Origin of the sequence: Vibrio sp. 10N.247.311.13, from assembly GCF_041467595.1 — a bacterium.
Classification (GTDB): domain Bacteria; phylum Pseudomonadota; class Gammaproteobacteria; order Enterobacterales; family Vibrionaceae; genus Vibrio; species Vibrio crassostreae_C.
Map to the genome: position 1 here is coordinate 87,699 of NZ_JBFSUX010000012.1, position 17,680 is coordinate 105,378.

At 44.9% G+C, this 17,680-nt stretch carries 15 protein-coding genes; 2 read left to right on the forward strand and 13 right to left on the reverse strand.

What is annotated here, in order from left to right; all coding sequences use genetic code 11:
* Position 1: 1 nt before the first annotated feature.
* From rodA to leuS, 7 genes are all read right to left on the reverse strand, one after another.
* Complete coding sequence (gene rodA, locus AB6E52_RS07765; protein ID WP_017062334.1) at positions 2–1,123, reverse strand: rod shape-determining protein RodA; 1,122 nt, start codon at positions 1,121–1,123, stop codon at positions 2–4.
* The gene (gene mrdA, locus AB6E52_RS07770) at positions 1,123–3,015 is read right to left on the reverse strand and encodes a penicillin-binding protein 2 (RefSeq protein WP_017068507.1); all 1,893 of its coding nucleotides are present in this window, start codon (positions 3,013–3,015) and stop codon (positions 1,123–1,125) included. The genes rodA and mrdA overlap by 1 nt, the downstream gene beginning before the upstream one ends.
* A gap of 6 nt (positions 3,016–3,021) precedes the next feature.
* Positions 3,022–3,492 carry a 23S rRNA (pseudouridine(1915)-N(3))-methyltransferase RlmH gene (gene rlmH / locus AB6E52_RS07775; protein WP_017068506.1) on the reverse strand — a complete coding sequence of 157 codons (471 nt, stop codon included), beginning with the start codon at positions 3,490–3,492 and terminating at the stop codon, positions 3,022–3,024.
* Positions 3,493–3,495: 3 nt separating this feature from the next.
* Positions 3,496–3,813, reverse strand: a complete 318-nt coding sequence (gene rsfS / locus AB6E52_RS07780; protein WP_004735247.1) for a ribosome silencing factor — start codon at positions 3,811–3,813, stop codon at positions 3,496–3,498.
* Between the two features lie 66 nt (positions 3,814–3,879).
* A complete protein-coding gene (gene holA, locus AB6E52_RS07785) occupies positions 3,880–4,905 on the reverse strand; it encodes a DNA polymerase III subunit delta (protein ID WP_017068505.1) in 1,026 nt (341 codons plus the stop codon).
* A 12-nt stretch (positions 4,906–4,917) separates the two neighbouring features.
* On the reverse strand, positions 4,918–5,556 hold the full coding sequence (lptE, locus tag AB6E52_RS07790; RefSeq protein WP_102321181.1) for an LPS assembly lipoprotein LptE: 639 nt from the start codon (positions 5,554–5,556) through the stop codon (positions 4,918–4,920).
* A gap of 179 nt (positions 5,557–5,735) precedes the next feature.
* On the reverse strand, positions 5,736–8,312 hold the full coding sequence (gene leuS, locus AB6E52_RS07795) for a leucine--tRNA ligase (protein ID WP_102321182.1): 2,577 nt from the start codon (positions 8,310–8,312) through the stop codon (positions 5,736–5,738).
* A 263-nt stretch (positions 8,313–8,575) separates the two neighbouring features.
* Between leuS and AB6E52_RS07800 the strand changes: the two genes are divergently transcribed.
* Positions 8,576–9,046: a zinc ribbon-containing protein gene (locus AB6E52_RS07800; RefSeq protein WP_017062329.1), complete on the forward strand. Its 471-nt coding sequence runs from the start codon at positions 8,576–8,578 to the stop codon at positions 9,044–9,046.
* 90 nt (positions 9,047–9,136) lie between these two features.
* Here the strand turns inward: AB6E52_RS07800 and lnt are convergent, their stop codons facing one another.
* From lnt to miaB, 5 genes are all read right to left on the reverse strand, one after another.
* The gene (lnt, locus tag AB6E52_RS07805; protein ID WP_017064170.1) at positions 9,137–10,654 is read right to left on the reverse strand and encodes an apolipoprotein N-acyltransferase; all 1,518 of its coding nucleotides are present in this window, start codon (positions 10,652–10,654) and stop codon (positions 9,137–9,139) included.
* A 32-nt stretch (positions 10,655–10,686) separates the two neighbouring features.
* Positions 10,687–11,577, reverse strand: a complete 891-nt coding sequence (corC, locus tag AB6E52_RS07810; protein WP_012603382.1) for a CNNM family magnesium/cobalt transport protein CorC — start codon at positions 11,575–11,577, stop codon at positions 10,687–10,689.
* Between the two features lie 120 nt (positions 11,578–11,697).
* Positions 11,698–12,159, reverse strand: coding sequence for an rRNA maturation RNase YbeY (gene ybeY / locus AB6E52_RS07815; RefSeq protein ID WP_012603383.1), 462 nt, complete (start codon positions 12,157–12,159; stop codon positions 11,698–11,700).
* Entirely contained in the window at positions 12,160–13,281 is a 1,122-nt protein-coding gene (locus tag AB6E52_RS07820; RefSeq protein WP_017064169.1) for a PhoH family protein, read from the reverse strand. It lies immediately after the preceding gene.
* A gap of 163 nt (positions 13,282–13,444) precedes the next feature.
* Positions 13,445–14,869, reverse strand: coding sequence for a tRNA (N6-isopentenyl adenosine(37)-C2)-methylthiotransferase MiaB (gene miaB / locus AB6E52_RS07825; RefSeq protein WP_065584439.1), 1,425 nt, complete (start codon positions 14,867–14,869; stop codon positions 13,445–13,447).
* A gap of 308 nt (positions 14,870–15,177) precedes the next feature.
* Between miaB and AB6E52_RS07830 the strand changes: the two genes are divergently transcribed.
* Entirely contained in the window at positions 15,178–16,353 is a 1,176-nt protein-coding gene (locus AB6E52_RS07830) for a 2-octaprenyl-3-methyl-6-methoxy-1,4-benzoquinol hydroxylase (protein ID WP_017064167.1), read from the forward strand.
* 68 nt (positions 16,354–16,421) lie between these two features.
* Here AB6E52_RS07830 and AB6E52_RS07835 read toward each other — a convergent pair whose 3' ends face one another.
* Positions 16,422–17,468, reverse strand: a complete 1,047-nt coding sequence (locus tag AB6E52_RS07835) for a lactonase family protein (RefSeq protein WP_102321183.1) — start codon at positions 17,466–17,468, stop codon at positions 16,422–16,424.
* Positions 17,469–17,680 lie beyond the last annotated feature (212 nt).

The window sequence follows — 17,680 nt, forward strand, 5'->3', positions numbered from 1 at the left end:
ATTAGGTCGCCTTTGAGAATGCTTTTCTGTGTGTATGGATCGACATTAAAATACCAAAACCAGCCATAAGGGTAACCATTGAAGTACCACCATAACTGACTAAAGGAAGAGGAACACCAACCACAGGTAGAATGCCACTTACCATGCCAATGTTTACAAAAATATAAACGAAGAAGCTCAGTACAATACTGCCGCCCATCATTCGACCGAATGCGGTTTGAGCTTGGCTCGCAAGCACTAAGCCACGTCCAATAATAAACAGGTAGATAGCAAGCAAGAACAAGATACCAATCATGCCCCACTCTTCGGCGATGACCGCAAAAATGAAGTCGGTGTGGCGCTCTGGAATGAATTCTAATTGAGATTGAGTGCCTTGCAGCCAACCTTTTCCTGATATACCACCCGAACCTATCGCAATCTTACTTTGAATGATGTGGTAACCCGCACCTAATGGATCTGATTCAGGATCAAAGAGGGTTCTTACACGTACCTTTTGATATTCACGCATCAAGAAGAACCATAGGATTGGGATAAATGCCCCTAATGCGATTGCGGCGCTAGCAATGATTTTCCAACTGATACCAGCCAGGAATATCACGAAGATACCAGATGCGGCGATAAGGATAGATGTACCTAGGTCAGGCTGCTTTGCGATTAGAATCGTCGGTACAAACACCATCACTAGCGAGATCGCTAATGTTTGGAATGTTGGTGGAAGTGAGCGCTTACCGATAAATCGTGCCAGCATCAAAGGCACCGCGAGCTTTAATAGCTCTGACGGTTGGAATCGAACAAAGCCGAAGTTTAACCAACGCTGGGCGCCTTTAGAGGCTTCACCAAAGAACAACACGCCCAATAGCAAGATGACACCACCTACAAATAGCAGTGGTGCCAAGGTTTCATAAGTACGAGGTGAGATTTGCGCTAGGAAGATCATCACACCTAAAGACAGAGCCATGCGCATCGCCTGGCGGTCCATCATCGCAAGGCTTTGTCCGCTTGCGCTGTACATGATCAGCAGGGCAAAGCCCATTAAAACCAGAATGCCAAGCAAAAGCGGCAGGTCGATATGCAGCCTTTCGAATAGGGCTCTATTTCGTCCAGTTGAAGGATCAAGTTTCATTATTTAATTGGCTCACTTTGATAATCTTCTGCAAGGATAATATGGTCTAAAATCCTTCTTACTACTGGGCCGCCGTTAGAAGAACCGCCACCTGCGTTCTCTAGAACGATAGTCACGACGGCTTCAGGATCTTCAAAAGGCGCGTAACCCGTAAAGAGGGCGTGATCGCGTAAGTGCTCTGCGATTTCATCCGCGTTGTACTCTTCATCTTCTTTTAAGCCGAATACCTGCGCGGTACCCGATTTACCAGCGGTTTGGTAAGACATTTTCTGGAATGAACGTCTTGCCGTGCCTTTTTTACCGTGGTTAGCCAGCCTCATACCTTCCTGAGCGATATCCCAATACTTCTTCTTAACCCCGGTTAGCGGTGGGTAAGTTTCAATGTCCGACATGATTTGTTCATCGAATGGACGACCGTTATCAATGGTTGAACGAAGTAGGTGAGGTGCGGTTACTTCACCTTCATTGACCAAAACTGATGTGGCTTTTGCAATCTGCATGGGTGTTGCAGTCCAGTAGCCCTGTCCAATACCAACTGGAATAGTATCACCTTGATACCAAGGCACACGGTGTCTGGCCATCTTCCAATCACGAGTTGGCATATTGGCTTTGCTTTCTTCGTAGATATCGATGCCAGTATAATCACCAAAGCCGAACATCATCATCCATTTGGATATGCGATCAATGCCGAGATCATAAGCAATTTGGTAAAAGAAGGTATCCACCGACTCTTCAATCGCTTTTTCTATATCCACGACACCGTGTCCCCAACGCAACCAGTCACGGAATGGTCTCGTTTTTGAGTTTGGTATCTTCCAATAGCCTGGGTCATTGCGCGTAGTGTTTGGTGTAATAACACCTTCTTGCAGAGCAGCAACAGCAATGAAGGGTTTGATCGTCGATGCTGGTGGGTAAATCCCTAGCGTGGCACGGTTAACCAAAGGGCGGTTTTTGTCTTGAAGTAGCGCGTTATAGCCTTTAGACGAGATACCATGCACGAATGCGTTTGGGTCGTAGCTTGGGCTCGATACCATGGCTAACACGCCATTGTCTTTCGGATCGAGAACGATAGCTGAACCACGGCGGCCATCAAGTAACTTATGTACGTATAGCTGTAGCTTGATATCTAAGTTAAGTACGATATCTTTGCCTGGAACCGAAGGGACAAATTTGAGGGTACGAATCACTCGTCCACGACTGTTAACTTCGACTTCTTGGTAGCCAGCTGTACCGTGCAACATATCTTCGTAATAACGCTCAATACCCAACTTACCGATATCACGTGTAGCTTGGTAATTGGCGTCTTTTTCTTCTCGCATCAAGCGCTGCATATCACGGTCATTGATGCGCGATACATAGCCTATTACGTGAGTGAGCACATCACCGTAAGGGTAGAAACGCTTCAAAGTTCCCGTAACTTCAACACCTGGGAATTTGTGTTGGTTTACAGAGAAGACGGCAACTTGTTCTTCAGACAGTTGATTAAGAATAGGTACTGATTTAAAGCGTCGTGAATTACGACGATCACGATTAAAGCGCTCGATACGCTCTGGCGGGATCTCAATTAATGCTTGCAGACGAGCAAGCGTGTCATCCATATCTTTAATTTTTTCGGGTATGATTTCTAGATTGAAAACAGGACGGTTTTCGGCAAGAAGTATACCGTTGCGATCGTAAATCAAACCACGGTTAGGGGCGATCGGAACGACCTTGATACGGTTGTCGTTAGAACGAGTTTTATAGTCTTGGTATTGATTGACCTGAATGTTGTACAGGTTAACAACCAACATCGACATCATGACTATGATCCCCGCAAACGCAACAAAAGCACGGCTAGTAAATAGTCGTGCTTCTGCTTTGTAATCGCGGATTTGGCTACGTTTACGTAACATTAACGCTTATTCTCGATGATAAGGGTGGTTAGCAGTGATGCTCCAAGCTCGATACAAGCTTTCAGCCATGATAACGCGTACTAATGGGTGAGGGAGAGTAAGCGCAGACAGAGACCAACTTTGGTCTGCGGCCGCTTTACATGCAGGTGCTAATCCTTCAGGCCCGCCAATTAGGATAGATACGTCACGTCCATCCAGCTTCCAACTTTCTAATTGCTCAGCAAGTTGAGGTGTATCCCACTTTCTACCTGGGATATCGAGCGTGACAATACGGTTGCCTTTTGGAACTGCAGCCAGCATCGCTTCACCTTCTTTTTGAAGAATGCGTGCAATATCTGCATTTTTACCGCGCTTTCCTGCAGTAATTTCAATGAGCTCTAATGGCATATCGTGAGGGAAGCGGCGTTTGTATTCTTGAAACCCTTCTTCAACCCACTTTGGCATTTTTGTGCCAACTGCGATTAACTGGATCTTCAAAGCTTAGCCCCAAAGTTTTTCTAGTTGGTACAGCTCACGATGCTCTTCTTGCATAACGTGAAGCATGCTTGTGCCCATATCTAGAACAACCCATTCACCTTCTTGCTGACCGTCCATACCTAGAGGTTGCATACCCGCTTTACGCACTTCATCAGCAACATGCTGTGCAATAGAGGCAACATGGCGTTTAGAGGTGCCAGTACAAACAATCATGTAATCAGTAACGCTTGATTTGCCTTCTACATCGATAGTTACAATCGATTCTGCTTTCATGTCGTCGGCTTTGTCTGCAAGAAAATCTTTTAGTTCTTCACGTAACACTGGGTGTTCCTTTAATCTGAATTTAGCTTTGTTTAGGGCTTGTTGACCCTAGAATATAACACGCTTTTATGCGTGGAATGGTATTGAAGCTGAAGGGATACAAAACTCTACGCTTAACTGATGAATTAGTGGCCAAGGCGACTGCTCATATTGAGTTTTTGTCATCAATTCAGCTTGAGTGAGCAACGCGAACAAAGAGTGTAATTGAGAAATCGAAACTCTTGTTAGCGCGGCGTTATAAAGAGGCTTTTTAGATTGCCAGATACGGTGTTTTTCGAAGACCTGACCAATCGGCATCTGTTTCATTTGTTGCTGCATTTGTAATAGCAGAGCAAGCTCTCGTTGTATGCTACGTAATAAAATGACGGGTTCGACACCTTCAGCTTCTAGCTGACGCAGGATTCGTTGTGCTCGGTTACCTTTGCCTGCCAATAACGCATCACTCCAATGGAATGGAGTAAAATGGTTGTGTCGACTCAGCGATTCTTCTAAGCGTACTAACGTGAGTTTTCCATCTGGGTATTGGAGAGCCAGTTTTTCTAGGCTTTGGGTGAGAGCAAATAGATTACCCTCATGCCATTGCGCCAGCATTTGAATCGCTTCAGGGTCTGGCGTTAAACCGATTTGACGGCAACGCGCTTGGACAAACTGAGGTAACCGACTGACATCTGGCGTTAGGCAACTGACCCAGTGACCCTGATTCGAAAGAGCCTTAAACCACTTAGCGCTTTCTTGAGCTTTGGTGAGCTTAGTGCCCACCAAGATTAACAAGATATCACTGTGGATATGCTCGGAGATTGCGAGTAGCTCTTTCGCTATTGCGGCATTGACGCCTGACTCTGGCAGTTCAAGCTCGATGACCTGACGGCTAGAGAATAGGCTCAGTGCTTGAGTGCAGTCGTAGACTTGATTCCAGTCGAGACTGCTATCAATCGCAAAGCGGTGACGTTCTTCAAAGCCTTGCTGTTTTGCAGCCTTTTGAATCGCTTCTCGGCTCTCTTGCAACAGTAGCGGTTCGTTACCAAAAATTAGGTAAACATTACTCAACTGTTTAATAAGTTGCTCTGATAAGCGGTCAGCAAAAATACGCATCAAATAAACCTATTACTCAGCCGAATCGCTAAGTATTGGTTGTTCTTCTGAAGCTGGTACGATCTCAACATTCTTGATGTTGTATTGCTTTTCGAGTTCTTTCACTTGAACGTGCTCTAGTGCATCTAGGTCCATGCTATCAGCTGCAATGTTCGCTTTTAGTCGAGCCATCTGACGAAGGATTTGGCTTGTTGCCAACTTACGCATCTCATCTTCGATCATGTCTCGTTCAACCGACTTCGCAAGTGCAGTTAGCGGGTTATCTAGGTAACTACGGGTTACGCTGGTTGAGAACGTCTTTGAGCCTAGATCCGGGACAGTTACGCGGTATGAAGCGCGGAATGTCAGTTCTTTCTCTGCTGCACGAGTGTTTTGGTATAGAGACAGAGTTCGCTCACCTACGCTCTCACTAATAATATGCAGGTTAGGTGTATTCTCAGCCGGTGGCACAATTTCTACATCATTCATACGCAGTTGACCTTTCATCATACGTGTAAACGTACTGTATTGGTCGTAACTGGTTACGGAGATCTTGTTGAGTTCTTCTGGTACGGAGTAATCACCACGTAGGTGGAAACCACAGGCACTTAATAGGCTGACGGTTAAAACAACAACAGTAACTTTCAATGAAGATAGTGAAATCAGGCGCATTATTTGATGGCTCTCATGAAGGTAGAATACTTATTTAAAGGCTTTAGTTCGTTTGAGTGGTTAGGCTCAAGTCTAAAGCGCTTAAATAAGTAGACAGGGCAATTAGCTACCCTGTCTACAGACTGCTTTTGATGAACTAAGTTCGTTAATTCTTTAGCAATTGCATTGTGCTAACGAAATTAGTTAGCGACGATGTTTAGAAGCTTACCTGGTACGAAGATAACTTTACGGATAGTTAAGCCATCTAGGAACTTCTTAGCGTTCTCATCGTTTAGACCAAGCTCGCGAACTTGCTCTTCTGTTGCATCAGCAGCAACGGTTAGTTTCGCACGTAGCTTACCGTTGATCATTACAACGATAGTCTTCTCGTCTTCAACTAGCGCTTTCTCATCGAAAGTTGGCCATGTTGCTGAGTCTACGTTTGATTCACCAAGTGCAATCCACATTTCGTAAGAGATGTGTGGAGTCATTGGGTAAAGCATGCGTACTACCGCTTTTAGCGCTTCATCAAGGATTGCACGATCTTGTACAGATTCTTGAGGCGCTTTCGCCAGCTTGTTCATCAGTTCCATGATTGCAGCGATTGCCGTGTTGAACGTTTGGCGGCGGCCAATATCGTCCGTTACTTTCGCGATAGTTTTATGGATATCACGACGAAGTGCTTTTTGGTCGCCAGATAGCGCAGAAGCATCAACAGATTCAGCAGCACCCTTAGAAGAGTGAGCGTGAACCAATTTCCAAACACGTTTAAGGAAGCGGTTAGCCCCTTCAACGCCAGACTCTTGCCACTCAAGCGTCATGTCTGCAGGTGATGCAAACATCATGAATAGACGTACTGTATCAGCGCCGTACTTGTCTACCATCTCTTGTGGGTCGATACCGTTGTTCTTAGACTTAGACATTTTGATCATGCCTGAGTGTTCAACTTCACGACCTTGATCGTCGACTGCTTTTTCGATGCGACCTTTACCGTCACGTTCAACCGTTACGTCAGTCGGTGCAATCCACTCTTTGGTGCCTTTTTCGTTTTCGTGATAGAACGCGTCAGCCAGAACCATGCCTTGACATAGTAGTTGCTTGAACGGTTCATCAGACGTCACGTAGCCAGCATCACGTAGAAGCTTATGGAAGAAACGAGAGTAAAGCAGGTGCATACAAGCGTGCTCGATACCACCAACGTATTGGTCAACTGGTAGCCAGTAGTTTGCTTTCTCTGGATCTAGAATGTCGTCTGCTTGCGGTGAACAGTAACGTGCGTAGTACCAAGAAGACTCCATAAACGTATCGAACGTGTCAGTCTCACGTAGAGCGGGTTCGCCGTTGAATGTTGTTTCAGCCCAAGACTTGTCAGCCTTGATTGGGCTCGTTACGCCATCCATTACTACATCTTCAGGAAGAATGACTGGCAGTTGGTCTGCTGGTACTGGGTGAACTTCACCGTCTTCAGTGGTTACCATTGGGATTGGAGCGCCCCAGTAACGTTGACGAGATACACCCCAGTCACGTAGACGGAAGTTTACTGTCTTCTTACCTTTGCCTTCAGCTTCAAGCTTCGCAGCAATTGCATCGAATGCTTCTTGGAACGCAAGACCATCGAATTCACCAGAATCAAACAGTACACCTTTTTCAGTGTAAGCCGCTTCAGACACGTCTAGTTCAGAACCATCTTCAGGTTTGATTACTGGGATGATATCGATGCCGTACTTAGTTGCGAACTCGTAGTCACGTTGATCGTGAGCAGGAACCGCCATTACCGCACCTGTGCCGTAATCCATAAGTACGAAGTTTGCTACGTATACAGGAACAATACGACCGTTAAGAGGGTGGATAGCCGTTAGGCCAGTATCCATACCTTTCTTTTCCATCGTTGCGAGTTCAGCTTCAGCAACTTTAGTGTTACGACACTCTTCAACGAATGCAGCAAGCTCTGGGTTGTTCTTCGATGCTTTCTCTGCAAGAGGGTGACCTGCAGCGATACCAACGTAAGAAACACCCATTAGTGTATCTGGACGTGTTGTGTACACTTCTAATGGTGCTTCTTCGCCGTTAACAGCGAAAGATAGCTCAACACCTTCAGAGCGGCCGATCCAGTTGCGCTGCATGGTCTTAACCATTTCAGGCCAACCTTCAAGGTTGTCTAGATCGTCTAGTAGCTCTTGAGCGTACTCAGTGATTTTAATAAACCACTGTGGAATTTTCTTTTGCTCTACTGGAGTGTCACAACGCCAGCAACAACCGTCTTCTACTTGCTCATTTGCCAGTACTGTTTGGTCGTTTGGACACCAGTTCACTGAAGATGTCTTCTTGTAAACCAGGCCTTTTTCGTAAAGCTTAGTGAAGAACTCTTGTTCCCAACGGTAGTACTCTGGAGTACACGTTGCGAATTCACGGTTCCAGTCGTAACCAAAGCCTAGAAGCTTAAGCTGGTTCTTCATGTACTCAATGTTTTCGTAAGTCCATGGTGCAGGTGCTGTATTGTTTTTAACAGCGGCGTTTTCTGCAGGTAGGCCGAATGCATCCCAACCAATTGGCTGCATTACGTTTTTGCCTTGTAGACGTTGGAAACGAGATACCACATCACCGATGGTGTAGTTACGCACGTGACCCATGTGCAGTCGGCCACTTGGGTAAGGGAACATAGAAAGACAGTAGAATTTTTCTTTGTTTGGGTCTTCACTTACAACGAAAGTCTCGCTGTTATCCCAGTGTTGTTGAACCTTTTGTTCAATCTCTTGCGGGTTATATTGTTCTTGCATCGATGGTATCCGGTTATCTTGGAATTTGTGAGTTCGGTTAGAACAGAATCTTACAGATCGTCATAGAATACCTAAAGGAGCTGAGTACAACAATAGTTATACCCTTCATACTTGCAGTTGCCGCTTAGTAGATTGTGTAATTTTCACTGAATTTCGCAGGGCAACTATACTTAAGAGTATGAATTGCATTTGTTTGTAAGCGGGAGTGCATTGCAGCGCATCCGTTTGCTCACTAAAAGGTTGGTTATCTTAAGGAGGTTGTTATGCCGAAGAAAAAAGCGCTCTATGAAGAAGTCGTCGAAGAGGTGATTGAAACGCTGAAGCATAGCCCTGAAGAGCTCAACAACAAAATCGAAACGTCGGGCAAGTTTGCGAAAGCAGCTAATGATATGACTAAAGATGAGCTTTCATTGATCTCTGCCTACGTGAAGTCGGACTTAAAAGAGTTTTCCGAAAGCTATGAAGAGAGTAAAAGCGGTCCATTCTATTTGATGATTGCGGACTCTATTTGGCAAGGGCTGTTGGATATTACTGATCGTACTAAGGTGGAATGGGTTGAACTGTTCCAAGACTTAGAACACCAAGGCTTGTATCAAGCGGGTGAAGTCATTGGCTTGGGAACCTTAGTATGTGACGAGTGTGGTCACCAAACCGAATATAACCACCCAACCAATATCATTCCATGCATTAAATGTGGTTCTAAAGGGTTTAGTCGTAAAGCCCTTAAACCGTAAGCTTCTGAACCATAGTGTATCAACGCAAAACCACAGCAATGAAAAAGGGTTGACCCGATCAGTCAACCCTCAAATCACTTTTCGTCGAATCTAGCTTTTTGGCTTTCTAATTACCCAACCAATCACCAAGCTGAGCATCGCCCAGATATACAGTGGCCAAGTACCTACTGTGTGATAAGGCGTTTGACCATCCGTTGAAATGAGTTCAGCTTTTAACACTGCCGTTTCAAACTGAGGCACTTGCTTGATTATATTGCCTTTGTAATCAGTAACTGCCGTCACACCGTTGTTGGTCGAGCGAATAACCGGCTTACCAAGCTCCAGAGCACGCATCTGTGCAATTTCCATATGTTGCAGAGGGCCAATCGAACGACCAAACCACGCATCGTTAGAGAGCGTTAAAATAAAGTCAGTCTCGTCGGTTACGTTCTGTCTAACTTGATCATTAAAGATGATCTCATAACACAGTGCCGGCGCTAAGTGACGACCATTTGCCACTATGTTTGGTTGAACAAAGTCGCCACGGCTAAATGATGACATTGGCAAGTTAAAGAAAGGTGCTAATGGACGCAAGATATCTTCAAACGGCACAAACTCACCAAATGGTAACAGGTGGTGTTTATGGTAGCGTTCGTCTGGATCGTAGCTGTACTCACCGTATGGATTCACACCGAGAGAAAGAACACTGTTGTAGTATTTCTTATCTTCAGACTGATTCAGCACACCGGTAATGATCGAACTGTTGTTCATCTTCGCTGCGCTATCCAAGTTACGTAGGAAAGATGGGATCTCAACTTCGAATGCTGGAATAGCCGCTTCAGGCCAGATGATGATATCCGCTCCCCAGTTTTCTCTGCTTAGGTCGGTGTACTTCATCATGGTTGGCCAGCGATGACTCGGTAGCCATTTACTGTCTTGATCGACGTTGCCTTGTATCAAGACGACTGACGTGGTTTTTTCAGGGTTCGGCGTGACCCAGTCGATGTTGCGAATACCAAAGCCTGCACTAAATACGACGGCGGGAATGAGAGCGATGCTCCAAGCCCGGTTAACAATCGCATAAGTGAATGCAGAGGCTGAAACAATGATCGCTAAAGTTACTAGCTCTACGCCGCCAATCGGTGCAAATGAACCCAATGGCGAATCGATTTGGCTGTAGCCTAACCAAAGCCAAGGGAAGCCCGTCATTACCCAGCCACGCAGCCAATCACAGACTAGCCAGAATGCAGGAGCTGCAAGGAAAAAGCGGCTTAGGTTATTGGCAGGGAAGAATTTATTCAAACCCCAGGTAAATAGCCCTGAATAAACGGCTAGGTAGCCAACAAGCAATGCCATCAAAAATAGGTTGGCTGCCAGTGGCATGCCGCCAAAACCATCAATGCTGACGTATACCCAGCTGATACCTGTGGTGAATTGACCTAAACCCCATGCGTAGCCAATCCAAAGCGCACTTTTAGGAGAGCGGTTGTGGATCAGTAACAGCAACAAAGCTGGGCTGAGAATAGCAAGAGGCCATATAGAGTATGGAGCGAATGAAAGGGTGGTTATAGCGCCAACAAAAACGGCCGCAAGCGGCCGTAATAGGCGATGAATAAAGGTATTAGTCATCTAATTTCTGTCATCTCTTTAGAGAGAAGTTGTTATTCTTCGATAGTCGGAAGAGGCTGTTCGTCAGGAATGGTTACCTGTAGCTGAATCACACGACGGTTATCTGCTGATGTTATTTTGAAATGGTAGTTTTCGATTTCTACAATTTCGCCACGAACCGGCAGGTGGCCGAGTGCTGTCATAACCATGCCGCCTACCGTATCCACTTCGTCGTCACTAAAGGCAGTGTTAAACGTATCGTTGAACTCTTCAATAGTGGTTAAAGCTTTTACAGAGAAGGTATGCTTACTCAGCTTACGAATATCTAGCTCTTCTTCATCGTCGAACTCGTCTTCAATTTCACCAACGATTTCTTCGAGGATATCTTCAATGGTTACCAGGCCAGAAACTCCACCAAACTCATCGACAACGATAGACATGTGGTAACGCTCTTCTTGGAACTCCTTAAGCAGGCGATCAACTCGCTTACTTTCAGGAACAACCACGACAGGGCGAATCACTTGTTCGATATCAAATGGAGCACTTTCTGAACCCAAATACTTAAGTAGGTCCTTCGCTAATAGAATGCCTTCAACATGGTCTTTATCTTCACTGATCACTGGGTAGCGAGAGTGTTGAGCATCAGTAATGAGCGCAATCAATGTATCTAGATCATCTGTGCGTTCAACTGTAACCATTTGAGAGCGAGGCAGCATGATATCGCGTACTCGCATCTCTGAAATTTCCATAACACCCTCGAGCATGTCGCGTGTGTCGTGGTCAATTAGGTCATTAATTTCTGAGTCGCGGATTACATCTACGAGCTCTTGGCGATCTTTTACTTCACCTTGAAATAGTTGGCCTAGGCGTTCAAAGAAGGACTTTCTACTCGGACCTTCAGATTTTTTACTTCCCTCAGAAGTGGGGGGGTTACCTTCGTTCATGATTTCTCAAAAAATAACGCTATCAGAAGTGTGATAGCACACGTTACAACTCAGATTCCTGTGAAAATCACAGGTTCGATGAGTTATTGTTTCTCTGCAACCTACTTTACTAGAATCAATTTACTTTTCTAGAATGTAAGGGTCTTCAAACCCCATAGATTGCATGATTTCTGTCTCGAGTGACTCCATCTCTTCAGCTTCATCATCTTCGATATGATCATAACCTAGCAGATGCAGACTGCCATGTACAACCATATGAGCCCAGTGTGCTAGCAGAGGCTTACTTTGCTCTTCTGCTTCTTTTTCGACAACTTGGCGGCAGATAATGAGGTCGCCCAGTAGATCTAACTCGATCCCTGGAGGAGCCTCGAATGGAAAAGACAACACGTTAGTTGGCTTATCTTTGCCACGATATTCATGATTGAGCTGGTGGCTTTCTTGTGTATCAACGATACGAACCGTCAACTCAGCGTTCTCTTGAAACTGAGGAATTGTCTTGTCCAACCAAAGCTGAATATCTTGCTCAGTTGGAAGACCTTGCTCATTTTCGACCGCTAATTGCAGGTCTAGTTCAATAGACATCTATTTATCACCTTGTTCTGCAATTACAGAGCTATTTTGTGTTGCTAATTGTGTCGTAACTACCTGCTGAGCCTCAAGAAGTTTGGCTTCACGCTCTTCACGTTTACGCTTTTCAAACTCTTTGCGCTCTTTCTGGTCTTTTGCTTCCCACTTCTCGTATGCGTTGACGATACGAGCAACTACAGGGTGACGAACGACGTCTTCAGACATGAAGAAGTTAAAGCTAATGTCGTCGACTTCATTGAGCACTTCAGTCGCATGGCGTAAGCCTGATTTTGCACCACGAGGTAAATCGATTTGCGTAATATCACCTGTGATCACAGCGCGTGAGTTAAAACCGATACGGGTTAAGAACATCTTCATCTGTTCTACCGTGGTGTTTTGGCTCTCATCAAGAATGATAAACGCATCATTCAATGTACGACCACGCATGTAAGCCAGTGGCGCAACTTCAATTACGTTACGTTCAATCAGCTTCTCAACTCGCTCAAAGCCAAGCATCTCAAACAGCGCATCGTAAAGTGGACGTAAATATGGGTCTACTTTTTGGCTTAAATCACCCGGTAGGAAACCAAGCTTCTCACCGGCTTCAACAGCAGGACGAGTCAGTAGGATTCGGCGAACCTCTTGGCGTTCAAGTGCATCAACTGCTGCAGCAACGGCTAAGTAGGTTTTACCTGTACCTGCTGGCCCAATACCAAAGGTGATGTCATGAGTCACCATGTTCATTAGGTACTGTGCTTGGTTTGGCGTTCGAGGTTTGATGACGCCTTTTTTAGTCTTAATGGTCACTTCTTTGCCGTAGTCAATTTCAGACTCGACGTGTTGCTCCAAAATGCCTGACTCGGTGATCGCCAGATGTATTTGCTCTGGTTCGATATCGATTATGTTGCCTTTAACTGGAGCCGTTTCAACATAGAGGTGTTTGATGATGTCTAAAGCTGCGGCTGTAGTGTGAGGCTTACCAACAATGGTGAAAAAGTTGCTACGGTAATTAATCTCAACGCCCAGACGACGCTCAAGATGCTTGATGTTGTCGTCAAATGGTCCGCATAAACTTGCCAAGCGCTTGTTGTCTGCTGGTTCTAGATTTATCTCTAAGGTAACGATTTTATTGCTCAAATTAGCCTCTCATTTTGTGCCACTCACTCTTAAATAAAACAAAGAGCAAAAAGCCCGATTTAGACCGGGCTTCTGATGGTGATATCCCTATTTCTAAGATGGTCACTTAGTTAGGTAATTTCAAGCTTTGTGTTTGCGCTTTGTGCTCAAACAGTTGTATTGCCTATGGCGTAAATGTCGCTACACCTAGCTCGTCTTCACGTTTTGTTTTTTCCATCATTTCTGCTGGAGTCATAACAACGCGTAGACCCATGTCTTTTTCTGTACGAACCAGTTCACCACGTAGTGAGTTGGTGTAAACCTCAGTGATCTTCACATCTACGAATTGACCGATTAGGTCTGCAGAACCTTCGAAGTTCACAACACGGCTGTTTTCTGTACGGCCGCGAAGTTCCATTAGGTTCTTTCTTGATGGGCCTTCAACAAGGATACGTTGCTCTGTGCCTAACATTAGACGAGAGAAACGCATAGCTTGTGTGTTTACCGTTTGCTGCAGTTCGTACAGACGATCTTTCTTCTCTTGTGCTGGTACATCACATGGGTAATCTGCCGCTGGCGTACCTGGACGTGGAGAGAAAACAAAGCTGAAGCTCATATCGAAATCAACGTCTTTAATTAGCTTCATTGTATCTTGGAAGTCTTGCTTAGACTCACCAGGGAAACCAACAATAAAGTCAGAGCTGATTTGAATGTCAGGGCGAGCTTTACGCAGTTTACGGATAATAGATTTGTACTCGATAGCCGTATGTGGGCGCTTCATCATCGTAAGAATACGGTCACTACCACTTTGTACTGGTAGGTGAAGGAAGCTCACTAGCTCTGGTGTGTCTTTGTAAACTTCAATGATGTCGTCACCAAACTCAAGCGGGTGGCTTGTTGTGAAACGAATACGGTCGATACCGTCGATAGAAGCAACAAGACGAAGCAGTTCTGCGAATGAACAGATATCGCCTTCGTGTGTTGGACCGCGGTATGCGTTTACGTTTTGACCTAGCAGGTTAACTTCACGTACGCCTTGCTCTGCAAGTTGAGCAACTTCGAAAAGTACATCATCCATTGGACGGCTAACTTCTTCGCCACGTGTGTATGGTACAACGCAGTAAGTACAGTATTTAGAACAACCTTCCATGATAGAAACGAACGCCGTCGCGCCTTCAGCTTTTGGCTCTGGCAGGTTATCGAACTTTTCGATCTCTGGGAAAGAGATATCCATTACTGGCTTTTCGTTAGACAGTGATGATTTAATCATCTCTGGCAAACGGTGTAATGTTTGTGGGCCAAAGATAACGTCTACGTAAGGTGCACGTTGACGAATGTGATCACCTTCTTGAGTCGCTACACAGCCACCCACACCGATCACCACACCTTCTTTTTTATCTTTAAGCGTTTTCCAACGACCAAGCTGGTGGAATACTTTTTCTTGCGCTTTTTCGCGGATAGAACAAGTATTCAATAGTAGTACGTCTGCTTCCTCAGGTACTTCAGTTAGCTCATAGCCATTTGCAGCGTTAAGCAGGTCGGCCATTTTTGATGAATCATATTCATTCATCTGACAGCCCCAAGTTTTAATTAGCAGTTTCTTACTCATTATATGTTCGCTCGATCGTTAGTTTAATTTAAGGGAGCAAATCGCCCATTATTCATCCGCTAGCCCCGTTTGTCATAATTCGGTATTCAATTTTATGACAGGCTCTAGCGGCAAGCGGCGTATTGTACTGGTTTCAAAACCGACTGACTAGTAGTCTGAACAAATCTCTTATGTAGTGGTTTTTATTATCGTTAACGCCATATGCCATAAGGGATAACCCTTTTTTCGAATAAGGTTTTTGGTTACAAGTTAGTTATGAAAAAGTACAATCAAAAACAGTCAAAGAATCAAACTGATAAGTACGAAATATGAACAGTTACGATATTGTAGTAGTCGGTGGCGGCATGGTTGGCGCAGCAACAGCAATCGGTTTTGCAAAGCAAGGTCTGAGTGTTGCGGTGATCGAAGGTTTTGCCCCACAAGCTTTTGATGAATCGCAAGCGATGGACATTCGTGTGTCAGCGATTTCTCAAGCATCGGTCGATTTGCTTGAAGATCTTGGTGCATGGCAAAGTATTGCAGCAATGCGAGTGTGTTCTTATAAACGTTTAGAGACGTGGGAGCACCCAGAGTGTCGTACTCGATTTGATGCTGCCTCACTAGACCTTCCTCGTTTGGGCTATATCGTTGAGAACAGACTCATTCAATTAGGTTTATGGTCTCAATTTGATGCCTACGACAATCTCGAACTGTTATGCCCAGAAAAGCTCGATGTGATTGAGTTTGGTGAAATCAATATCGTAAAGCTTCAATCAGGGGCTGAGTTGTCTGCGAAGTGGGTGGTTGGTGCTGATGGTGCGAATTCAGCCGTTCGCCAACAAGCTGGAATTGGCATCACGGCTTGGGATTATCGACAACACTGTATGCTTATCAATGTAGAAACAGAACAACCTCAGCAAGATATTACTTGGCAGCAATTTCTACCAAGTGGCCCTCGTTCATTTTTGCCTTTGTGTTCTCTAACCTCTGACGGTCAAGAAGTCGGGCTGGGCTCGTTAGTTTGGTATGATTCTCCACTGCGTATTAAGCAACTGTCAGCAATGGCCCCTGAAAAACTACGTAACGAAGTACTTACTCACTTTCCTAAAGAGTTAGGTGATATCAAAGTCTTGAATTCGGGTTCTTTTCCTCTGACACGACGTCATGCTCAATCATACTCGAAGAATAACTGTATTTTGGTCGGAGACTCTGCGCATACCATCAACCCTTTGGCTGGGCAGGGTGTTAACTTAGGCTTCAAAGATGTATCAGTACTGCTGGATGTCACCAAAGAAAAGGGTGAATTGAACCAGTCTGTAGCAAGACGCTATGAAGTGATAAGAAGAGGCGACAATCTAATGATGCAAAGTGGCATGGATTTCTTCTACAAGACATTCAGCAACGACATTGGCCCACTGAAATTTGTACGTAATGCTGCTCTAAAACTAGCTGAAAATTCAGGCCCGATTAAAGCTCAAGTATTGAAATACGCTTTGGGTCTCTAATTGAGCGTTTAAGACTGCTTATGAAAAGAAGGAGAGCGAATGCTCTCCTTTTTTGTATCAGATGACTACTATCGCTGTTGCGTCACACAAACCGGTGCATCGATCTCTAAAGAGTACCCTGTATAAACCAAAGACCCATCTTCATTATCTCGCTTGAATGAGGTGATGTTGTTGGAGTGCTGGTTGGCGGCGATAAGCCATTTCCCATCGTTCGTTATATGGAAGTCTCTTGGGAATTTGCCTTCAGTGTCGTAGCTATCAATGAAAGTCAGCCTTTGAGTCTCAGAGTCGATTTTGAAGCTACTGATTCTTGATTGGTGTCGACATGACACATAAAGGAATTGCTCATCAGGCGATAGCTTAATCGCAGCTGCGGCTTCTCCCTTCTCCATATTAGGCAATGCATCAATCTCTTCCACTACATTCCAAATGCCTAAAACCTTTTCCAAAGTCAGCAACGTTTCAGAGAGTTCACAGACCACATAGGCTCTGTCTTCAGCTTTGTTAAAGATTAAATGGCGAGGTCCATTGCCGGCGGGCACCTTAATAGACTGCATTGGCTCATCAAGGAACTCTTCTTGCTCTTCATCAAAGCAATAGAAGTTGATGCGATCGGTGCCGAGATCGACAGTCACAAACTGTGGTGAGTTTTGTAAGAACAGGCATTGATGGGCGTGTGGGCTAGTTTGTCTCTCTTTGTTTGGCCCGGAACCAACCATCTGGATTGTTTTGAGTCGTTTATCGATGCTGCCGTTGATACTTAAGCTAAAAATATCGAATGTGCCTGATGAGTATTGCGACGTGATAGCAAACTTATTGTGTGGATCTATCACGACGTGACAAGGGTGATCTCCCGAGATGAGGCTTGTATTGTGTGTTAGCTGTGAATCAACATTAGGTATATGAATGAGCTGGGGCTGTTTTTGCTGGTCCACTTCCGATGCAGTATAGATCCCAGTCTTTGTTACAGTAATAAAAGAGGGGTTAGTACATTTGATGATCAGCTCTAGAGGTAATAGTTTTCCTGTTTCTAGATCTAACTGAGTTTGATAAACACCTTGGCTTTTACTTGGTGTATCTGTGTAGCAACCGATCGTTAAGGGGAGGGGTTTCATAGGCTAGTCATACTCAATTAGAAAATGGAGCTGACATTGTCTTATAAAATCGTATTAAAAGTGAGGTTATAGAAGAGAATACTTGGTGACTTGGCTAGCAGATTTGCATATTCCAGATAAAACAAAACCCAGCTAAAAAGCTGGGTTCTATTTAATGATGGTGCGGTCGGAGAGACTTGAACTCTCACACCTCTCGGCGCCAGAACCTAAAT

What these genes read in the sequence shown, in the direction of transcription:
- rodA (WP_017062334.1), bottom strand. Translation starts at nt 1,123, where the DNA reads ATGAAACTTGATCCTTCAACTGGACGAAATAGAGCCCTATTCGAAAGG.
- mrdA (WP_017068507.1), bottom strand. Translation starts at nt 3,015, where the DNA reads ATGTTACGTAAACGTAGCCAAATCCGCGATTACAAAGCAGAAGCACGA.
- holA (WP_017068505.1), bottom strand. Translation starts at nt 4,905, where the DNA reads ATGCGTATTTTTGCTGACCGCTTATCAGAGCAACTTATTAAACAGTTG.
- lptE (WP_102321181.1), bottom strand. Translation starts at nt 5,556, where the DNA reads ATGCGCCTGATTTCACTATCTTCATTGAAAGTTACTGTTGTTGTTTTA.
- leuS (WP_102321182.1), bottom strand. Translation starts at nt 8,312, where the DNA reads ATGCAAGAACAATATAACCCGCAAGAGATTGAACAAAAGGTTCAACAA.
- AB6E52_RS07800 (WP_017062329.1), top strand. Translation starts at nt 8,576, where the DNA reads ATGCCGAAGAAAAAAGCGCTCTATGAAGAAGTCGTCGAAGAGGTGATT.
- lnt (WP_017064170.1), bottom strand. Translation starts at nt 10,654, where the DNA reads ATGACTAATACCTTTATTCATCGCCTATTACGGCCGCTTGCGGCCGTT.
- corC (WP_012603382.1), bottom strand. Translation starts at nt 11,577, where the DNA reads ATGAACGAAGGTAACCCCCCCACTTCTGAGGGAAGTAAAAAATCTGAA.
- ybeY (WP_012603383.1), bottom strand. Translation starts at nt 12,159, where the DNA reads ATGTCTATTGAACTAGACCTGCAATTAGCGGTCGAAAATGAGCAAGGT.
- miaB (WP_065584439.1), bottom strand. Translation starts at nt 14,869, where the DNA reads ATGAGTAAGAAACTGCTAATTAAAACTTGGGGCTGTCAGATGAATGAA.
- AB6E52_RS07830 (WP_017064167.1), top strand. Translation starts at nt 15,178, where the DNA reads ATGAACAGTTACGATATTGTAGTAGTCGGTGGCGGCATGGTTGGCGCA.
- AB6E52_RS07835 (WP_102321183.1), bottom strand. Translation starts at nt 17,468, where the DNA reads ATGAAACCCCTCCCCTTAACGATCGGTTGCTACACAGATACACCAAGT.